Source organism: Variovorax sp. GW821-FHT09D05 (genome assembly GCF_059416325.1).
Map to the genome: position 1 here is coordinate 55,108 of NZ_JBWKOZ010000001.1, position 17,574 is coordinate 72,681.

18 protein-coding genes are annotated in these 17,574 nt (G+C 66.6%); 10 read left to right on the forward strand and 8 right to left on the reverse strand.

All coding sequences use genetic code 11. The annotated features are described in order from the left end of the window. Window positions 1-12 precede the first annotated feature (12 nt). Both AC07O3_RS00245 and alkB read right to left on the reverse strand, forming a co-directional pair. The gene (locus AC07O3_RS00245) at window positions 13-1,845 is read right to left on the reverse strand and encodes an ABC transporter ATP-binding protein (RefSeq protein WP_495338281.1); all 1,833 of its coding nucleotides are present in this window, start codon (window positions 1,843-1,845) and stop codon (window positions 13-15) included. A gap of 5 nt (window positions 1,846-1,850) precedes the next feature. After that, window positions 1,851-2,552, reverse strand: coding sequence for a DNA oxidative demethylase AlkB (gene alkB, locus AC07O3_RS00250; protein WP_495338282.1), 702 nt, complete (start codon window positions 2,550-2,552; stop codon window positions 1,851-1,853). 170 nt (window positions 2,553-2,722) lie between these two features. Between alkB and AC07O3_RS00255 the strand changes: the two genes are divergently transcribed. The 3 genes from AC07O3_RS00255 (at window position 2,723) to AC07O3_RS00265 (ending at window position 6,705) form a co-directional block, all read left to right on the forward strand. Further along, window positions 2,723-2,953, forward strand: coding sequence for a hypothetical protein (locus AC07O3_RS00255; RefSeq protein ID WP_093080462.1), 231 nt, complete (start codon window positions 2,723-2,725; stop codon window positions 2,951-2,953). A gap of 95 nt (window positions 2,954-3,048) precedes the next feature. Further along, window positions 3,049-4,677 (forward strand): phospholipase D family protein, encoded by a 1,629-nt coding sequence (locus AC07O3_RS00260; RefSeq protein WP_495338283.1) that lies wholly within the window; start codon window positions 3,049-3,051, stop codon window positions 4,675-4,677. A gap of 120 nt (window positions 4,678-4,797) precedes the next feature. After that, entirely contained in the window at window positions 4,798-6,705 is a 1,908-nt protein-coding gene (locus tag AC07O3_RS00265) for a hypothetical protein (RefSeq protein WP_495338284.1), read from the forward strand. Window positions 6,706-6,794: 89 nt separating this feature from the next. On the opposite strand, the gene AC07O3_RS00270 is transcribed toward AC07O3_RS00265, so the two are convergent. The 4 genes from AC07O3_RS00270 to AC07O3_RS00285 form a co-directional block, all read right to left on the reverse strand. Continuing rightward, a complete protein-coding gene (locus tag AC07O3_RS00270) occupies window positions 6,795-7,307 on the reverse strand; it encodes a murein hydrolase activator EnvC family protein (protein WP_093052663.1) in 513 nt (170 codons plus the stop codon). A 145-nt stretch (window positions 7,308-7,452) separates the two neighbouring features. Continuing rightward, on the reverse strand, window positions 7,453-7,935 hold the full coding sequence (locus AC07O3_RS00275; RefSeq protein ID WP_093176495.1) for a CreA family protein: 483 nt from the start codon (window positions 7,933-7,935) through the stop codon (window positions 7,453-7,455). Between the two features lie 17 nt (window positions 7,936-7,952). After that, the gene (locus tag AC07O3_RS00280; RefSeq protein WP_495338285.1) at window positions 7,953-8,504 is read right to left on the reverse strand and encodes an NUDIX hydrolase; all 552 of its coding nucleotides are present in this window, start codon (window positions 8,502-8,504) and stop codon (window positions 7,953-7,955) included. Between the two features lie 17 nt (window positions 8,505-8,521). Beyond that, the gene (locus AC07O3_RS00285) at window positions 8,522-9,223 is read right to left on the reverse strand and encodes a fumarylacetoacetate hydrolase family protein (protein ID WP_307614432.1); all 702 of its coding nucleotides are present in this window, start codon (window positions 9,221-9,223) and stop codon (window positions 8,522-8,524) included. A 121-nt stretch (window positions 9,224-9,344) separates the two neighbouring features. On the opposite strand from AC07O3_RS00285, the gene AC07O3_RS00290 reads away from it, so the two are divergent. From AC07O3_RS00290 to pgeF, 3 genes are read left to right on the forward strand one after another with little or no spacing between them, the layout of a single operon-like run. After that, window positions 9,345-10,271, forward strand: coding sequence for a tetratricopeptide repeat protein (locus AC07O3_RS00290; RefSeq protein WP_495338286.1), 927 nt, complete (start codon window positions 9,345-9,347; stop codon window positions 10,269-10,271). Between the two features lie 23 nt (window positions 10,272-10,294). Continuing rightward, window positions 10,295-10,933 carry a maleylacetoacetate isomerase gene (gene maiA, locus AC07O3_RS00295; RefSeq protein WP_093080273.1) on the forward strand — a complete coding sequence of 213 codons (639 nt, stop codon included), beginning with the start codon at window positions 10,295-10,297 and terminating at the stop codon, window positions 10,931-10,933. A 5-nt stretch (window positions 10,934-10,938) separates the two neighbouring features. After that, window positions 10,939-11,697, forward strand: coding sequence for a peptidoglycan editing factor PgeF (pgeF, locus tag AC07O3_RS00300; RefSeq protein WP_495338287.1), 759 nt, complete (start codon window positions 10,939-10,941; stop codon window positions 11,695-11,697). On the opposite strand, the gene AC07O3_RS00305 is transcribed toward pgeF, so the two are convergent. Beyond that, complete coding sequence (locus AC07O3_RS00305) at window positions 11,629-11,952, reverse strand: hypothetical protein (RefSeq protein ID WP_093176501.1); 324 nt, start codon at window positions 11,950-11,952, stop codon at window positions 11,629-11,631. The genes pgeF and AC07O3_RS00305 overlap by 69 nt on opposite strands. Window positions 11,953-12,065: 113 nt before the next feature. Between AC07O3_RS00305 and phaC the strand changes: the two genes are divergently transcribed. After that, window positions 12,066-13,829, forward strand: a complete 1,764-nt coding sequence (phaC, locus tag AC07O3_RS00310; RefSeq protein WP_354338305.1) for a class I poly(R)-hydroxyalkanoic acid synthase — start codon at window positions 12,066-12,068, stop codon at window positions 13,827-13,829. 49 nt (window positions 13,830-13,878) lie between these two features. Continuing rightward, window positions 13,879-15,057, forward strand: a complete 1,179-nt coding sequence (locus AC07O3_RS00315; RefSeq protein WP_093052636.1) for an acetyl-CoA C-acetyltransferase — start codon at window positions 13,879-13,881, stop codon at window positions 15,055-15,057. Window positions 15,058-15,206: 149 nt separating this feature from the next. Here AC07O3_RS00315 and AC07O3_RS00320 read toward each other — a convergent pair whose 3' ends face one another. After that, on the reverse strand, window positions 15,207-15,839 hold the full coding sequence (locus AC07O3_RS00320) for a glutathione S-transferase family protein (protein ID WP_495338288.1): 633 nt from the start codon (window positions 15,837-15,839) through the stop codon (window positions 15,207-15,209). Between the two features lie 28 nt (window positions 15,840-15,867). Between AC07O3_RS00320 and yghU the strand changes: the two genes are divergently transcribed. Continuing rightward, the gene (yghU, locus tag AC07O3_RS00325) at window positions 15,868-16,746 is read left to right on the forward strand and encodes a glutathione-dependent disulfide-bond oxidoreductase (RefSeq protein WP_093052630.1); all 879 of its coding nucleotides are present in this window, start codon (window positions 15,868-15,870) and stop codon (window positions 16,744-16,746) included. 17 nt (window positions 16,747-16,763) lie between these two features. Then, window positions 16,764-17,354 (forward strand): NADPH-dependent FMN reductase, encoded by a 591-nt coding sequence (locus AC07O3_RS00330; RefSeq protein WP_093080283.1) that lies wholly within the window; start codon window positions 16,764-16,766, stop codon window positions 17,352-17,354. The last annotated feature ends 220 nt before the right edge of the window (window positions 17,355-17,574 follow it).

The following is a 17,574-nucleotide window of genomic DNA, read 5'->3' on the forward strand; positions in this document are numbered from 1 at the left end:
AGGGTGTCCTGTTTAGTAGGTACTGCCCGTAGTCATCCGCCGCAGCAGCGGCTGCCTCGCCAACACCGCCTCGCACGGCCCATGGTCAAGCACATGCCCTGCCTCCATCAGCACCACGGTGTCGAATCGCTCGAGCAAACTCAGCCGGTGGACCGACGCGATCAGGCAGGCATCCGGAAACGCATCGGCAATGCGCCCGAGCACGCGGGCTTCTGTGCTGGCATCAAGCGCACTGGTCGGCTCGTCGAGCAGCAGCAGCGAGCTGCCTTGCGCCGCGAGCACGCCGCGCGCAAGGCACAGCCGCTGTCTCTGCCCGCCTGAAAGATTGAAGCCTCGCTCCGACACGGCGGTGTCGAGGTCGCCGTGATTCGCCTTCAGCACTTCGTCAAAAGTGCTTGTGTGCAGCGCGGCCTGCAGGAGCGTGTCGTCGCGCGGTTGGCCGAAGGCGAGGTTCTCGCGCACGCTGGCTTCGAACAGTTCTGTTTCCTGCGGGATCAGCGTGGCGAGCCGGCGCAGTTGTGCCCAATCGACGGGCTGACCGTCGAGTAGCAGCGTGCCGCTGTCGGGCGGATAGAGCCCGGCCAGCACGCGCAGCAGGGTGCTCTTGCCGCCTCCGCTTGGGCCGACCAATGCGACGCGTTCGCCGCGGCGCAGTGTCAGCACCACGTCGTGCAGGCCACTCCGCACGGGTTCGGCAACCCCGGGCTCTTCTTCGGCCGAAGCACCGCGGGGCGCATAGCGCCATTGCAGCGCCTGGATGCTCAACTGCCGCCACGGCGCATCGGCCTCTATCCGCTCTCGCTCGGGCACCTGCTCGGGCGGCGTGGCCATCGCTTCGTTTCCCGATGGCGCCTGCCAGATCGGCTCGGCGCTGCTGTAGTCCGTGTGCATGCGCGCGAAGAAGCTGAAGTTGGCCGCCACCGAGGTCACGACGCCGGCCGCCTGCTGCGCGTATTGATAAATCATGAACACCGCGCCCAGCATCACGGCCTGTCCGGGCGCGCGCGCCTGCCACACATAGATGACCACCAGCCCCCAGGTCAGCGCCAGCCCCATGAGGTCGACGGCGAACCACTTGCCTTCGTTGAGGACCACGGTGCGCTTCAGCGGCAGCGAGATCGCGGCCATGCGTCGCCGCAACAGCAGCCGCGAAGCACCCTGCAGGCGCAGGCCGATCACGGTCGAGGCATTGCCCAGGAAGTCGAGCAGCACAGCCACATAGCGCCGGTCGGCATCGTTCTCGGCGCGCGCGAGCTTCATCAGCGCGCGGTCGATGCGCACGATGACGAGGCCGATCAGCACATACCCCGCGAGCGCCGTCACGCCACTGGTGCGCGACAGCAGCGCCAGCGCGACCAGCGGGCCGACGAAGTTGACGGCGTTGGTGAGCCAGATGAACTGGTTTTGCGCGAAGTCCGACAGCGCGCGGCCGGCTTGATGCACGCGGTGTTGCAGCTCGCCGGAGTGGTGGTCATCGTGCCAGGCGAGAGGTGCGGCTGCGATGCGTGCGTACAGCTGGTCGGCGAGTGTCTCGCGCACCTTCACGCCGACGTTGCGTTCGAGAATGCGGCCCGGGCCGTGCAGCACCCATGCGCCAACGGCCACCCCGACCAGTGCCGCGATCCAGTGGCCGGCTGTGTTCAGCTCGCCGCGCTGCAGTGCGTTGATGGCCTGCCCCGCGAGGTACGGCAGCGTGAGGCGGATCAGCTGCGAAGCTGCAAGCAGCGCAGTGGCCGCCAGCAGCTGTCCGCGCGCGCCTTCCGCAAAGTGCCACAGGGCGGCATAGAGCTCGCGGATGGCGTTGCCGGGGCCGGTCTTCTTGTTCGTCTTGTCGCTGGCCTGCATGCGTGTCAGCCCGCCTTGCGGAATGTGAGGTTGATGCGCGTCGCGCCCAGCAATGGGTGCGGCTCGTCTTTCAGGGGCAGCACGCCGTGGTAGCGCAGCCGGTCTTCGCCACCCCAGACCACGACGTCGCCGTGCACCAGCGGTACGCGCACCGTCTTGTCGCTGCGCGCATGCCCGCCGAACAGAAAGACGGCGGGCATGCCGAGCGACACCGAGACGATGGGTGCGCCGTAGTCGTGTTCGTCCTTGTCCTGATGCAGCGACAGCCGCGCGCCCGGCGCGTAACGGTTGACCAGGCAGGCATCGGGTGCGAAGCCGTCGAAGCCGTCGAAGCCGGCCGTCGAGGCTGCCTCGCGAGCCAGTCGCGTGAACGGCTCGGGCATGGCGGGCCAGGGCTTGCCGCTATCGGGGTCGGTGGCGCTGTAGCGGTAGCCGCGCCGGTCGCTGGTCCAGCCGAGCGCCCCGCAGTTGGTCAGCGCCACGGACATGGTGAAGCCGCCCGGTGTGACGAGGTGGCGGAACGGCGCGCGTTCCGCCAGCCCTTCGATGGCCGGCAGGAGCGCGTCGACGAAGGGCAGGGCGAAACCGGGCAGCACGAAGGCGCCGGGGCCGAGCCGTTCAAGCGCCTCGCGCGGCGGGTCGTCGAACAGTGAAAGGGTGGCGGATCCGCCGCTGCTGGAATTTCGGGAGCTCGTCGTTGAGTTCATGCCCCTCGATCTTTGCCGAAAAGCCGCCTGGGGCCCAATTCGCCGGAGCTCCCATGTTCGGGTGATGTCGTTTGGCGGTGTTGCACTTAGCCTCGGCTCCCCAGTCATAAGTAGTGCTTAGGGTTTCAATTCTTGAAACTGCGCAATAAAAGGAATACGGTGTGCTCATCATGGACAGCGCTCGACTTCCCCTCAGCGTTCCAGAAGGCTGGACGGGTTGGTTCGAACTCATGCGCACGCCGAGCGGCACCTATGCCGGCATTTGCGAGTTGAGTCTGCGCGGCATTCCGCGCTGCGCCCTGGTGATTACCCAGCAGCTGACATGGGACGCGGCGATCGAGCGGGCAACGCTGCGGGCGGACCATTTCGTCAGGCAATGGGGGCCGGCGCGCGAGCATTGAACTGAACGCGTGCGGCGGCACAGCAAGGTCGGCAGGCGCGTGGTAGAAACCGCGAGCCTTTCGATCCACGCTCCAACCCACGCCTCGTCGTTCCAATGCCGAACTCTCCTTGTCGGGCTGCTGACAGACCGCGCGCCCGGTGGCTGTCGTGGCTGCTGCTCGGCATCGTCGCGCTGTGCATGGCCGGCTGCGCCGGACTGCCCGTCGACGTGCAGCGCAAACCCTCCGTCGCAATCAATGACGGCGCGGATACCACGCTCGGCCGCCTTGTGAAGGCGGCTGCTCCGCCCGGCGAGCCGCTGAGCGGGTTCAGGCTGCTGCCGATGCCGCAGTTCTCGCTGCACGCGCGCATCGAACTTGCGCGCCGCGCGCAGCGCTCCATCGACGTGCAGTACTACCTCGTGCAGAACGACGAGACCGGCCGCTACCTGCTGCGCGCCCTGCGCGACGCGGCCGACCGCGGCGTGCGCGTGCGGCTGCTGGTGGACGATCTCTACACTGCCGGCGCCGACCCGCTCTTCGCCAGCTTCGCCTCGCATCCGAACGTCGAGGTGCGGCTCTTCAATCCGTTCCCCGCGGGGCGTGGCCGCTTCGGCACGCGCTGGGCCTGGTCGATCCTCGACTTCGACCGCGTGCACCGCCGCATGCACAACAAGCTCTATGTGGTGGACAACACCATTGGCGTGATGGGCGGGCGCAACATGGCCAACGAGTACTTCCTGCGCGACGGAGGCTCGAACTTCATCGACATCGACACGCTGGTGGCAGGCGCCGTGGTGCCCAGGCTGTCGTCGCTGTTCGACATGTACTGGAACAGCCCGTACGTGTATCCCATCGAGTCGCTGGTGCCGCCCACCGGCGAAACCCCGCGGCAGCTGCGCGAGCGCTTCGACCGGCTGACCTCCGGCCCCGACCAGCTGCACCCCGAAGAGCCCGACTCCACCGACCTGCTGGGCAACAATCCGCTGGCCAAGGACCTGGACGCGGGCGCGCTGAAGCTGGTGTGGGCCCGCGCCGAGGCATACGCCGACCCGCCTGCCAAGGCGCTCGGGCCGACCGAAGAAGCGCGTGGCCTTCCCGCCGACGAGTCGAAGGACAGCGTGCTCTACAACGTGCGGCGCTATGTGCGCGGCGCCGAGAACGAGGTCATGCAGACCACGCCCTACCTGATTCCGGGCCGCGGCGGCATGGAGACGATCCGCCTCGTGCGCGGCAACGGCGTGCCCTACACCATCGTCACCAATTCGCTGGCGGCCACCGATGAGTCGCTGGTGCACATCGGCTACCGCCGCTACCGCCCCGAAATGCTGCGCCTGGGCGTGGAGCTGTACGAGCTGAGCCCCAAGCGGGTGGAGCAGACCAAACGCTTCGGCATGTACGGCTCGGCCAGCGGGCGGCTGCATGGCAAGTCGGCGGTGGTCGATCGCAAGATCGTGTTCATCGGCTCGATGAACTTCGACCCGCGCTCGATGCTGCACAACACCGAGGTCGGCATCTTCATCTTCAGCCCGCAGATTGCTCAGCAGCTCACCAGCCTGATCGGCTTTCTCCGGCTGGACGGCGCCTACCAGCTGCAACTGGGGCCGACGGGCGCCATCGAGTGGGTGAGCCCGGCCTCGGGGGACGCGGCCGACACCATCCTGCACCAGGAGCCCGAAACGGATTTCTGGTCGCGCTGGAAGCTGGAACTGCTGGCGCCGCTGGTACCCGAGAGCCTGCTCTAGCCAGCATCGGCCCGCATCCTCAAAACAGAGGATGGTGAGGAAGGGAGGGGCACAGAAGAATCGCAACGCTCGTGTTACGAGTTGATTCTTTTGTTTGCCCTTTCACCTGAAAAACCATCCATGAAAACAAACTTCGCGACCGCCGAGGCTTCCAGCCCGCTTTTCTTCAAGACGACGCGTTCCGCATGCGCAGTGGCGCTCCTGATCTCGCTCGCAGCCTGCGGCGGGGGTGGGGGCGGCGGTGGCGGCGGGTTCGCCGGCTTCCCGGCCGCGGGCGGCGGCAACCCGCCGGCCAGCGATCCGCCGGCCGCATCCACGCCGGTTACGTTTTCGGGCACCGCAGCCTCCGGCCTGCCCCTGGTGGGTACCGTCACCGTCAAGGACGCCAAGGGCGTCACCAAGACCGTGGCACTGGTCGACGGCAACTACAACATCGACGTGAGCGGCATGACGGCGCCTTTCGTCTTTCGCGCCGAAGGCACGGTGGGCGGCGAGCGCACGGTGATCCATTCGGCCGCGACCGCCGCGGATGCCAACGGCACCATCAACATCACGCCGCTGACCGACCTCGTGGTGGCCAACATCGCCGGCCGGCTGGCCGAGCAGTATTTCGACGGCGGCGAGTTCGCCTCGCTCACGGCCGATGAACTCAAGGCCGAGTCCGACGGCCTGAAGGCCAAGCTGCTGCCGGTGCTGCTGGCGCTGGGCGTGGATGCGAGCATCGACCTGTTGCGCACAGCCTTCACGCCGCTGTCGAGCGCGCTGGACAAGGCGCTCGACGTGCTGCGCGTGAGCGTGGACCCGGCCACCAACGTGGCAACCATCACCAACATCGTCACGCAGCAGCAGATTGCCGACGACCTGGCAGTGAAGGCTGCGGCCGAGACCTCAACGACGCCGCTTAGCGGCGACGGCATGGGCACGGCGGCGGACGACATCACGTTGATCCGCAAGGTGCTGTCGGACTTCGTGGGCAAGTTCGCGAACGGACTGCCCGCGCCGGCCGAATTGCTGCCCCTCATGACCGATGGCAGCAACCCTGCCACCGGAACCTATGGCTTCCGGTCCTCCGACCTGAACGCGGCGCAGTTCGCCGGCGACGCGGCGTCGGACCCCAGCCTCGTGGGCGCGAGCTTCACGGACGTGGTCATCCAGCGGATCAACTACACCATCGACGCGAACAACACGAGCCCGCGCGCGTATGTCGAATTCACGCACAAGGACAAGAACGGCGTCGCCTTCAGCAACAACCAGGGCATGCAGATTGTCAAGGGCACGGACGGCACGTGGCGCCTGCGCGGCGACGGGCGCGTGCTGGACATCAACCCGCACATCCACGCCACCAAGGAGAAGGCGACGGGGTGCGTGAGCAGTTCGCTGCAGTTCGCGATCCAGGACACGAACACCGGCAACAGCGGCAACGTCGCCTCGGTTGTCGTTACCGGGCCGGGGCTGCCCGTGGGCGGCTTGCGCCACATGCGTCCTTCGGGCGGCGGCGATTGGCCGATCCAGGGCTCCCCCAACAACAACTATTACTACCTGACGTCGAACTGCAGCGGCCTGTCGACCGCCGGCCTGAGCGACAGCGCGATCGCAGCGATTTCCGCCACGCCCGAGTACACCTTCACGGCCTACGAAAGCGACGGCTCGACGGTGGCCAAGTTCAGTGGTTTCGACATCGTCTACAAGCACCGCTTCCATGGCCGGCCGATGACGCTGGCGGAGGCGGCAGCCGCAACTTACCCGGGCTTCTCGACCACGCCAGCCCTCGCGTCCTACGCAGGAGGCAGCGACTTCGCCGTCAGCGCCACGGACCTGAACCCCGGCTTCGCCGCTGAGTTCTTCCTGAACCTGGCGTCCGGCCCTTCCGCCGGCGCGGAGGACCGGGCCGACGTCGCGCCGTCGGCTGCGGGTACGGCTTCGAAGACGTTCAATCTGCCGGCACAGGGTTCCGTCGTCTTCAGGAATATGTACGTCAGCACGTACGACGCCAACTGGCGCGAACTGGCGCTTCGCGACCAGAACTGAGGCCCCGGGGGCACCCCTCAAAGCCGAAAGCCCCCGTGAGGGGGCTTTTTCATGGGTACGGCGCCAGCAGGCGGGCTGCTGCGCGGAGGCTACTGCTGCAGTCGTCCGCTGAGGTACGGCTCGGGGTCGACGGCCGTGCCGTTCTTGCGGATCTCGAAGCGCAGTTTCACGCGGTCTGCGTTGCTGCGGCCCATTTCGGCGATCTTGTCGCCCTGGCGCACCACCGCGTTTTCCTTCACGAGGATGGTCTGCACGTGCGCGTAAGCGGTAAGGAAGGTCTCGTTGTGTTTCACGATGACCATGTTGCCGTAGGCCGGCAGTTCGCCGCCCACGTACACCACGCGGCCATCGGCCGAGGCGACGACCGGGTCGCCGAGGTTGCCGGCGATGTCGATGCCCTTGACGCGGTCGCCGTCGAAGCGGGCGATGGTCGCGCCGTTCGCGGGGCGGATGAACAGGGCTGCCGGGCGTTGCTGGACCGGTGGCGGCTTGACCGCCGGGGCCGGCCACGGGGTGTTGAGGTCGACCGTGGAGCAGGCCGCGAGGCTCGCGGCAAGCAACGCTGCGGCGCCGGTACGTAAAACAAAAGTCTGAAGGTGCATGGCGCTCTGTTGGAACGGGTTCGTTGCGGAGGGTTCCTGCGGTCTGGCTCGCCGGGCGGGCCAAGCGGCAGATGCTAGCAAACTCATGCGTCGGCGCTCGAAGAGCAACCCGGCGCGAAGTGGCCATTGAAGGCCGGCCCCGAGGCTATTTCAGCGGGATCGGCGTACCGCGGTCGATGGGCACCGCCGTCACGCTGTTCTTGGGCGAACCGTCGATCAGCAGGTCGGAGTAGGTGAGGTAGACCAGCGTGTTGCGCTTTGCATCGACCATGCGCACCACACGCAGGCGCTTGAAGAGCACCGACAGCCGTTCGCTGTAGACCTCCTCGCGCTTGGGCAGCGGCTGCGTGATGCTCACTGGGCCGACCTGGCGGCAGGCAATGGAGGCTTCGGACTTGTCCTCGGCCACGCCGAAGGCGCCGGCCAGCCCGCCGGTCTTGGCGCGCGAGACATAGCAGGTAACGCCAGTGACCTTGGGGTCGTCGTAGGCCTCGATCACGATCTTGTGGTCGGGCCCGATGAGCTTGAATGCGGTGTCGACGTCGCCCACCGTCTCCGCGTGTGCCGTCGCGGCCAGGATGAACCCGAAGCCGAGCGCGGTGCGAAGCAGGGTGGAGCGAAGCGTCATGGGTGTGTGCGGTTTTTTCAAACGATGTCGATCGTGTGGACGCGGTCGAAGCTGCCTCGCCGCCGGTCCTCGAAGTAGTGCTCGAGCGTTTCGCGCACGGTGCGAAAGGCGATCTCGTCCCAGGGGATTTCTTCTTCGGTGAAGAGCTTCGCCTCGATGGTCTCGTGGCCCGGGTCGAACTTGTCGTCGAGCAGGCGGGCGCGATAGAACAGGTGCACCTGGCCCACGCGCACCACGCTGATGACGGAGAACAGCCCCTCCATCACGTAGTTGGCGCCGGCCTCTTCGTCGGTCTCGCGAGCCGCGCCCTGGGCGGTGGTTTCCTCGAGTTCCATGAAGCCGGCCGGCAGCGTCCACTTGCCCCAGCGCGGCTCGATGTTGCGCTTGCACAGCAACACCTTGTTGCCCAGGACCGGAATGGTGCCGACCACGTTCAACGGGTTCTCGTAGTGGATGGTGTGGCAGGCCGGGCAGACGGCGCGCTGCTTGGTGTCGCCGTCGTCCGGCACGCGGTAGACCACCGCGGTGCCACAGTTCTTGCAGTGCTTGATGGGTACGCGCAGGAGCATGAAACCGGCCGCCGTCTTCAGACGACCTTGACGGTCAACGTCGGCAGGCCCGCGACTTCGCCCACGAGCGTGTCGCCTGCCACCACGGCGGCCACGCCTTCGGGCGTGCCCGTGAAGATCAGGTCGCCGGGCTGCAGCTCCCACGCGGCCGACAGGTGCTCGATGGTTTCGGCCACGTTCCAGATCAGCTTGCTCACGTTGCTGCGTTGGCGGTCGGTGCCGTTCACCTGCAGCGAGATCTCGGCCTTTTCGGCGTCGCCGGCCTGCGCCACGGGCACGATCGGCCCGATGGGCGCGCTCTGCTCGAAGCTCTTGCCGATGTCCCAGGGGCGGCCCTGTTTCTTCATGTCGTTCTGCAGGTCGCGGCGTGTCATGTCGAGGCCGACTGCGTAGCCGTAGATGTGCTTGTGCGCATCGGCGGCCGAAATGTTCTTGCCGCCGGTGCCGATGGCAACCACGAGTTCGATCTCGTGGTGCAGGTTCTTCGTGAGCGTGGGGTAGGCCATGGTGCCGGTCTGGCCCGTATCGACCGCCACCAGCGCATCGGCCGGCTTCATGAAGAAGAAGGGCGGCTCGCGGCCGGTGAAGCCCATTTCCTTGGCGTGATCTTCGTAGTTGCGGCCCACGCAGTAGATGCGGTGCACCGGAAAGCGGGCGGGCTGGCCGGCCACCGGCACCGAAACGGTGGCGGGCGGGGCGAAGACAAACTCGGAAGCCATTTCGACGTGTCCTTTTTCAGCGAAACCTAAGCGGGAGACCGGCAGTGTGCCAGAGGCGGGAGGCTCACAATAGGCGCCTCCCTTATGGCCCCGTGCCTTCCCGCATCCGTTCATTTCGACCATGCCCATCCGAATCGGCAAAGCCGGCAAAGCCAACGCCCTCAACGAACTCGGCCGCCAACGCGACGAGGAGGGCGACCAGGACGGCGCGCTGCAAGCCTATGCCCAGGCCAGCGCCGTGCATCCGTACTGGTCGGCCCCCTGGTACAACGCCGGCCTCATCCACAAGTACCGCGGCGACTGGGCCGCCTCGCTGCAGGCCAACGCCCGGGCCGTGCAATGCGAGCCGCGCAACGAAGGCGCGATATGGAACCTGGGCATCGCCGCCACGGCGTTGGGCGACTGGGCGACGGCGCGCAGCGCCTGGCGGCAGTACGGCATCGAGGTGGCGGACGGCGAAGGCCCGGTCGATCTTTTCATCGGACTCACGCCCATTCGCGTGCACGGCGACGAGGCCAGCGAAGTGGTGTGGGCCGACCGCATCGATCCGGCTCGCGCCATCCTGCGCAACGTGCCCACGCCGGACTGCGGCCATCGCTACGGCGACCTCGTGCTGCACGACGGCGCGGCCAACGGCTACCGCCTGCGCGGCGACCGCGAGGTGCCGGTGTTCGACGCGCTCGAACTGATTGCGCCGTCGGACTATTCGACCTACGAGGCCACCGTCGAGGACGCGACCAGGGAAGACATCGACGCGCTCGTCCAGCGCTTCGAGGCCGCCGGCGCCAGCGCCGAGAACTGGACCACCAGCATGCAGATGCTCTGCCGCGCCTGCTCCGAAGGCCGCCCCTTCGGCGAAGGCCAGCACAACCACGCGGCTGGCGAGGAGCCGGGCACGCTGGGGCCATGGCGCATCGGCATCGCCGCGCGCGAGGAGGCGGCCGCGCGTCGCATCCTCGACGAATGGCGCAACGTCATCTCCACCACATCACCCAAGGCCACGCTGCACGACTTCCGCTGCGTGCTGGCGGCCACGCCCCGCTCCTGAGGGAGCGCTATGCTTGAGAAATCATGAAGCTGCATAACTATTTCCGCTCCTCCGCCTCGTTCCGCGTGCGCATCGCCCTCAACCTGAAGGGCCTCGATTTCGATTACGTTCCCGTGCACATCGCGCGCGGCGACCATCGCACCGGTCCTTATTCCGCCATCTCGGCCGACAGGCTGGTGCCGCTGCTCGAAGACGAGGGCGAGCGCTTCTCGCAATCGATGGCCATCATGGAATACCTCGACGAAGTGCACCCCGAGCCGGCGCTGCTGCCGAGCGACCCGGTGGGTCGCGCCCACGTGCGCGCGCTGTCGCAGTCGATCGCCTGCGAGATCCACCCGCTCAACAACCTGCGCGTGCTCAAGTACCTGGTGAAAGACCTGAAGCTCGACGACGAGGCCAAGAACGCCTGGTACCGCCACTGGGTGCGCGACGGCATGCTGGCCTTCGAACGCCAGCTCGCGCAGTACCCCGCCGGCATCTACTGCTGGGGCAACACCCCCACCATGGCCGACTGCTGCCTGGTGCCGCAGATCTTCAACGGCCGCCGCTTCGACTGCGACTTCAGCGGCCTGCCGCGCACCATGGCCGCCTTCGAGGCCTGCATGGAGCTCGACGCCTTCCAGCGCGCGCAGCCCTCGCAGGCGCCCGACGCGGAGGCCTGAGCCTCATGAACGAGCGCTGGCTCGTGCCCGACTGGCCTGCGCCGCCGAACGTGCGGGCCGTGTGCACCACGCGCGATGGCGGGGTTTCGCGGGGGCGCTATGAGAGCCTGAATCTCGGCGATCACGTGGGCGATGAACTCGCGCTCGTGGCAGAGAACCGGAACCGTTTGCGCATGGCCATCGGCGCGCGCCCCGTATTCCTGCAGCAGGTGCACGGCACTGGCGTCGTGGCACTCGATGCCGCACAGGACGTGGTACGCGACGGTACTGCTGCCGATGCCTGCACGGCTACGGCGACCGGTCTGGCCTGCACGATCATGGTGGCCGACTGCCTGCCCGTGCTCTTCACCGATGAAGAAGGCCGCCGCGTGGCGGCTGCGCACGCCGGGTGGCGCGGGCTTGCGGGCGGGGTGCTCGAACAGACCGCCAAGGCTTTCAAGGCGGATGGCGCGGCCCGGGTCATCGCCTGGCTGGGCCCCTGCATCGGCCCCAAGGCGTTCGAGGTCGGCCCGGAGGTCAAGGCAGTCTTCGAAGCGCATGCGCCCGAAGCGGCATCCTGCTTCAGGCCTGCGCCGGCGACCGGCAAATGGCTGGCCGACCTGCCCGCGTTGGCGCGCCAGCGGCTGCGCGCGGTGGGCATCGAAGCCGTCTACGGCAATGACGGCAGCGACGGCTGGTGCACCGTCGGCAACCCGTCACGGTTCTTTTCGCACCGGCGCGACGGCGTCAGCGGCCGCTTCGCCGCCCTGGCCTGGAAGGTCTGAGCCCGCGCCTTGCGATGCGGCCTCTTCGGCCGCGGCACGCCGGGCGGCTTCCTGCGCTTCGACCTCGCGCTGTTTGATCGCGCGGCGCCGCGCAGGCGTGCCCATCAGGTAAACCACCAGTGCCACCGGCGCCAATCCGTACAAAAGAAATGTGAAGATGGCGCCCAGCACCGTGCCGTTGGTGTTGGTGGCTTCGGCCACCGCCATCATCACGGCGACATACAACCAACCGATGACGATCAGATGGATAAACACGAGAAGTTTCAGTTGGTAAGCAAAGGGGGCGGCGTTGTGAGTGCCTTGTGAATGCAGGATACTCAAAACACGCAAGCCATCCGTATCGTTTCAGGCGAGGACCAGGAGACATGATGAAGCAACAAGCCACGGGGGCCGATGCGTTCGCGCCCTTTCAGCAGGCACTTTCAGAGGGATGGAGCAAGGCGCTGGAGTCGTTCCAGCAGTCCGTCGCACAGGGCACCGTACCGGGGGCTTCGGCCTTCAACGTCGGCGGGACGCCGCTATGGCAATTGCCGCAGGGCGCAAAGATGCCCGAGCTGCCCAAGTTCTCCATCGACCCCGAAAAACTCCAGTCCATCCAGCAGCAGTACCTGGCGGAAGCCACCGAGCTCTGGCGCCAGGGCTTCGCCGCCAAGCCTGAAGGCGACAAGCGCTTTGCCGGCGATGCCTGGGGCAACAACCCGCTGTCGGCCTTCTCGGCGGCCGTCTACCTGCTCAACGGCCGCACCATGCTCGGCATGGCAGAGGCCATCGACGCCGACGAAAAGACCAAGGCGCGCATGCGCTTCGCAGTCGAGCAATGGATGGCCGCCTCGGCGCCCAGCAACTCGCTGGCCTTCAACGCCGAAGCGCAGAAGAAGGCCATCGACACGCAGGGCGAGAGCATTGCCAAGGGCATCCAGAACCTGCTGCACGACGTGAAGCAGGGCCACCTCAGCATGACCGACGAGAGCGCCTTCGAAGTTGGGCGCAACGTGGCCACCACCGAAGGCGCCGTGGTGTTCGAGAACGAGTTCTTCCAGCTGCTCGAATACAAGCCGCTCACGCCCAAGGTGTACGAGCGGCCGTTCCTGCTGGTGCCGCCGTGCATCAACAAGTTCTACATCCTCGACCTGCAGCCGGAGAACTCGCTGATCCGCTATGCGAACGACCAGGGCCACCGCGTGTTCGTGGTGAGCTGGCGCAACCCTGATGAATCGATGGACAAGGCCACCTGGGACGACTACATCGAGAACGCCGCCATCAAGGCGATTCATACGGTGCAGGAGATCAGCGGCAGCAAGCAGATCAACACGCTCGGCTTCTGCGTGGGCGGCACCATCCTGAGCACCGCGCTCGCGGTGCTCGCAGCGCGCGGCGAGAAGCCTGCGGCATCGGTCACGCTGCTGACCACCTTCCTCGACTTCAGCGACACCGGCATCCTCGACATCTTCGTGGACGAGACGATGGTGGCGTACCGCGAAATGCAGCTCGGCAAGGGCGGCCTGCTGCCCGGCGGCGACCTGGCCTCGACCTTCAGCTTCCTGCGTCCCAACGATCTTGTGTGGAACTACGTGGTCGGCAACTACCTCAAGGGCGAGACCCCGCCGCCCTTCGACCTGCTGTACTGGAACAGCGACGCCACCAACCTGCCGGGTCCGTTCTACGCCTGGTACCTGCGCAACACGTACCACGAGAACAAGCTCGCCAAGCCGAATGCACTCACCGTATGTGGCGAGAAGATCGACCTGGGCAACATCGACATTCCGGCCTACATCTACGGCTCGCGCGAGGACCACATCGTGCCCATCGGCGGCGCGTATGCCTCCACGCAACTGCTGCCGGGCAAGAAGCGCTTCGTCATGGGCGCGTCGGGCCACATCGCCGGCGTGATCAACCCTCCGGTCAAGAACAAGCGCAGCCATTGGATCCGCGACGACGGCAAGTTCCCGAAGACGCAGGCCGAATGGCTCTCCGGCGCGCAGGAGCATCCCGGCAGCTGGTGGACCGACTGGGCACAATGGCTCAAGGGGCACGCGGGCAAACAGGTCCCCGCGCCCAAGGCGTACGGCAACGGCAAGGCTTACAAAGCCATCGAACCGGCGCCGGGACGCTACGTCAAGGCTCGCGCCTGACCTTCGCTTCGCTACACCTCGATTTCAAATCACTTCAACGGAGAACCTCATGGAAGACATCGTCATCGTTTCGGCAGCACGCACGGCGGTCGGCAAGTTCGGCGGCTCGCTCGCCGGCATCTCGGCCACGGAGCTGGGTGCGATCGTGATCAAGGAAGTGATTGCACGCGCCAACCTCACGGCCGAGCAGGTCGGCGAGGCCATCATGGGCCAGGTGCTCGCGGCCGGCGCGGGCCAGAACCCCGCGCGCCAGGCATGGCTCAAGAGCGGCGGCGCCAAGGAAACCCCGGCGCTCACCATCAATGCCGTGTGCGGCTCGGGCCTGAAGGCCGTGATGCTGGCGGCGCAGGCCGTGGCCACGGGCGACAGCGAAATCGTCATTGCCGGCGGCCAGGAAAACATGAGCGCCGCGCCGCACGTGCTGCCCAACTCGCGCAACGGCCAGCGCATGGGCGACTGGAAGCTGGTCGACACCATGATCGTGGACGGCCTGTGGGACGTCTACAACCAGTACCACATGGGCATCACCGCCGAGAACGTGGCCAAGAAGTTCGGCATCGACCGTGCGGCTCAAGACGAACTGGCACTCGGCAGCCAGACCAAGGCCGCCGCCGCTCAGGATGCCGGCAAGTTCAAGGACGAAATCGTCGGCGTGAGCATTCCGCAGAAGAAGGGCGACCCCATCGTCTTCAACCAGGACGAGTTCATCAACCGCAAGACCAGCGCCGAAGGCCTGGCCGGCCTGCGCCCCGCCTTCGACAAGGCCGGCGGCGTGACGGCGGGCAATGCCTCGGGCCTGAACGACGGCGCAGCAGCCGTGATGGTGATGACGGCCAAGAAGGCCGCCGCCCTCGGCCTGAAGCCGCTTGGCCGCATCGCCAGCTACGCCACCGCCGGCCTCGACCCCGCCATCATGGGCATGGGCCCGGTGCCCGCATCGACCAAGGCGCTGCAACGCGCCGGCTGGAAGGCCGCCGACCTCGACCTGCTCGAGATCAATGAAGCCTTCGCAGCACAGGCCTGCGCCGTGAACCGCGAAATGGGCTGGGACGTGAACAAGGTGAACGTCAACGGCGGCGCCATCGCCATCGGCCACCCGATCGGCGCGTCGGGCTGCCGCATCCTGGTGACGCTGCTGCACGAAATGCAGCGCCAGAACGCCAAGAAGGGCATTGCCTCGCTGTGCATCGGCGGCGGCATGGGCGTTGCGCTGACCATCGAGCGCTGAGAAGGCGCGAATAAACCTGCTGCGCACCCCGATCTCGCATCTGCGGTCCTCACCGTACCTGGGTACGGCTCCGGTCCTCGACGCGACCTCGGGGCGCTCGCGACGGTTTCTTCACACCTTCTCTGCCGACGGGCCCCACGGCCCGTCGCTCAGCGCGACATCGACGGCCGCTGCGCCATCGCCGCGCGCCAGCGCAGCAACTCGGGGTGCTGTTCCCCGGGCTTGACCCGCACCACGCGGGCGAAGTCCACCGCCACCACGGCGGTGATGTCGGCAATGCTGAACTGGTCGGCGGCGATGAAGTCGCGACCGGCCAGCCGCTCATTCAGCGTCTCGAAGAACTGATGCACCCGTGCCAGTCCGCGCTGCGCCAGTTCGGGAATCTGGGCGTAGTTCACCGGCCCGGGCAGCGCCCGGTCGGCCATGGCTGGCGAGCCGTTGCGCAGTGTTTCGGCAATGGCCAGCAGGCCTTCGAATTCGATGCGCCAGTTCCAGCTGGCGATCTCGGCTTTTTCCTTTGGCGTGCTGCCCATCAGCGGCGGCTGCGGGTAGCGGGCCTCCAGCCAGGCAGCGATGGCGGCGTTGTCGGTCAGCAGCAGACCGTCATCGGTGCGTAGTGCCGGTACCGTGCATTGCGGGTTGATCGCGCGGTAGGCATCGCCCATTTGCTCACCACGGGCGAGGTCTACCTGCACGGTCTCATGGGCAATGCCCTTCTCGGCAAGCAGGATGCGCGCGCGCCGCGGGCTGGGTGCTGTGGCGCAGTCGTAGAGAATGATCATCGTCCGTCCAACTCCTGGAACTCATCGCATGAATGGCACGACAGCCTACACGCCGCCCACCGTCTGGTCCTGGAACAAGGAAAGCGGCGGCCGCTTCGCGAACATCAATCGCCCGATCGCGGGTGCCACCCATGAGAAGGATTTGCCGGTGGGGAAGCATCCGCTGCAACTCTATTCGCTGGCGACGCCCAACGGCGTGAAGGTCACGGTGATGCTGGAAGAACTGCTGGCGCTGGGCCATACCGGCGCTGAATACGACGCCTGGCTGATCCGCATCAGCGATGGCGACCAGTTCGGCAGCGGCTTCGTGGCGGTGAACCCGAACTCCAAGATTCCCGCGCTGATGGACCGCAGCGGCGACACGCCCATTCGCGTGTTCGAGTCGGGTGCGATCCTGCAGTACCTGGCCGAGAAGTTTGGCGGCGCCTTCCTGCCGACCGAGCGCGCGGCCCGCGCCGAATGCCTGTCGTGGCTGTTCTGGCAGATGGGCAGCGCGCCGTACCTGGGCGGCGGCTTCGGCCACTTCTATGCCTACGCGCCCACGAAGATCGAATATGCGATCGACCGCTTCGCCATGGAGACGAAGCGCCAGCTCGACGTGCTCGACCGCCGGCTGGCCGAGAGCCGCTACCTCGCGGGCAACGACTACACCATCGCCGACATGGCTGTCTGGCCCTGGTACGGCGCGCTCGCCAAGGGGCAGCTCTACGAATCGGGCGAGTTCCTGCAGGTGAGCGAGTACAAGAACGTGCTGCGCTGGGCCGATGAAATCGCGAAGCGTCCAGCGGTGCAGCGCGGCCGCATGGTCAATCGCGCATGGGGCCAGCCGAACAGCCAGCTGCACGAGCGCCACGACGCCAGCGACTTCGAGACCCGCACACAAGACAAGCTCGAAACGCCGACCTGAGCGCAGGAGCAACAACGATGAGCGACAAGATCCTGGTCTTCTACGGCTCGTACCGCTCCGATCGCATGGGCGTGCGCCTGGCGGATTACATCGTCGCCGGGCTTCGCGCACGTGGCGACGATGCGGAGCTGATCGACGCGAAGGCTGTCGACCTGCCCATGCTCGACCGCATGTACAAGGAATATCCGAAGGGCACCGCGCCCGCGGCCATGGAAGCCCTGGCCGAAAAGATCCGCACGGCAGACGCCTTCGTCTTCGTCACCGGCGAATACAACTGGGGCCCGCAACCCGGCTTGAAGAACCTGACCGACCACTTCCTCGAAGAGTGGTTCTGGCGGCCCGCGGCAGTCGCGAGCTATTCGGCAGGGCGCTTTTCTGGCGTGCGTTCGGGCACGGTGTGGCATTCGATCCTGTCGGAGATGGGCATGGTCGTGGTGTCGAGCACGCTCGCGGTCGGGCCGATCTCGCAGACGCTGGATGCGGCGGGCAAGCCGACGGGGCCTGCGGGCGAATCGCTGGAGCGCTCGTTCGGCCGGTTTGCGGACGACCTGGCGTGGTGGACCGAGGCCGCGCGGGCGCAGCGGGCGCGCAAGGCGCCGCCGTACTGAGCTGCACGCTCGCGGCAGGTTGGGCGGCGCAGCTTGTTCACCGCTGTTTTTTTGGGCAAAGTGATTAATCCCTTTATAAAACAACAGCTTGCATGCCTTTTACAAGGCTCCGCATGAGTTACCCCCAAAGTTGTGCACAGAAAATGGGGACGACATCAGACTTTTCGCAATCGCGTGCAAGTTGCTGATTCAATGACGTTTTCTGCCCACCGGAAATCGC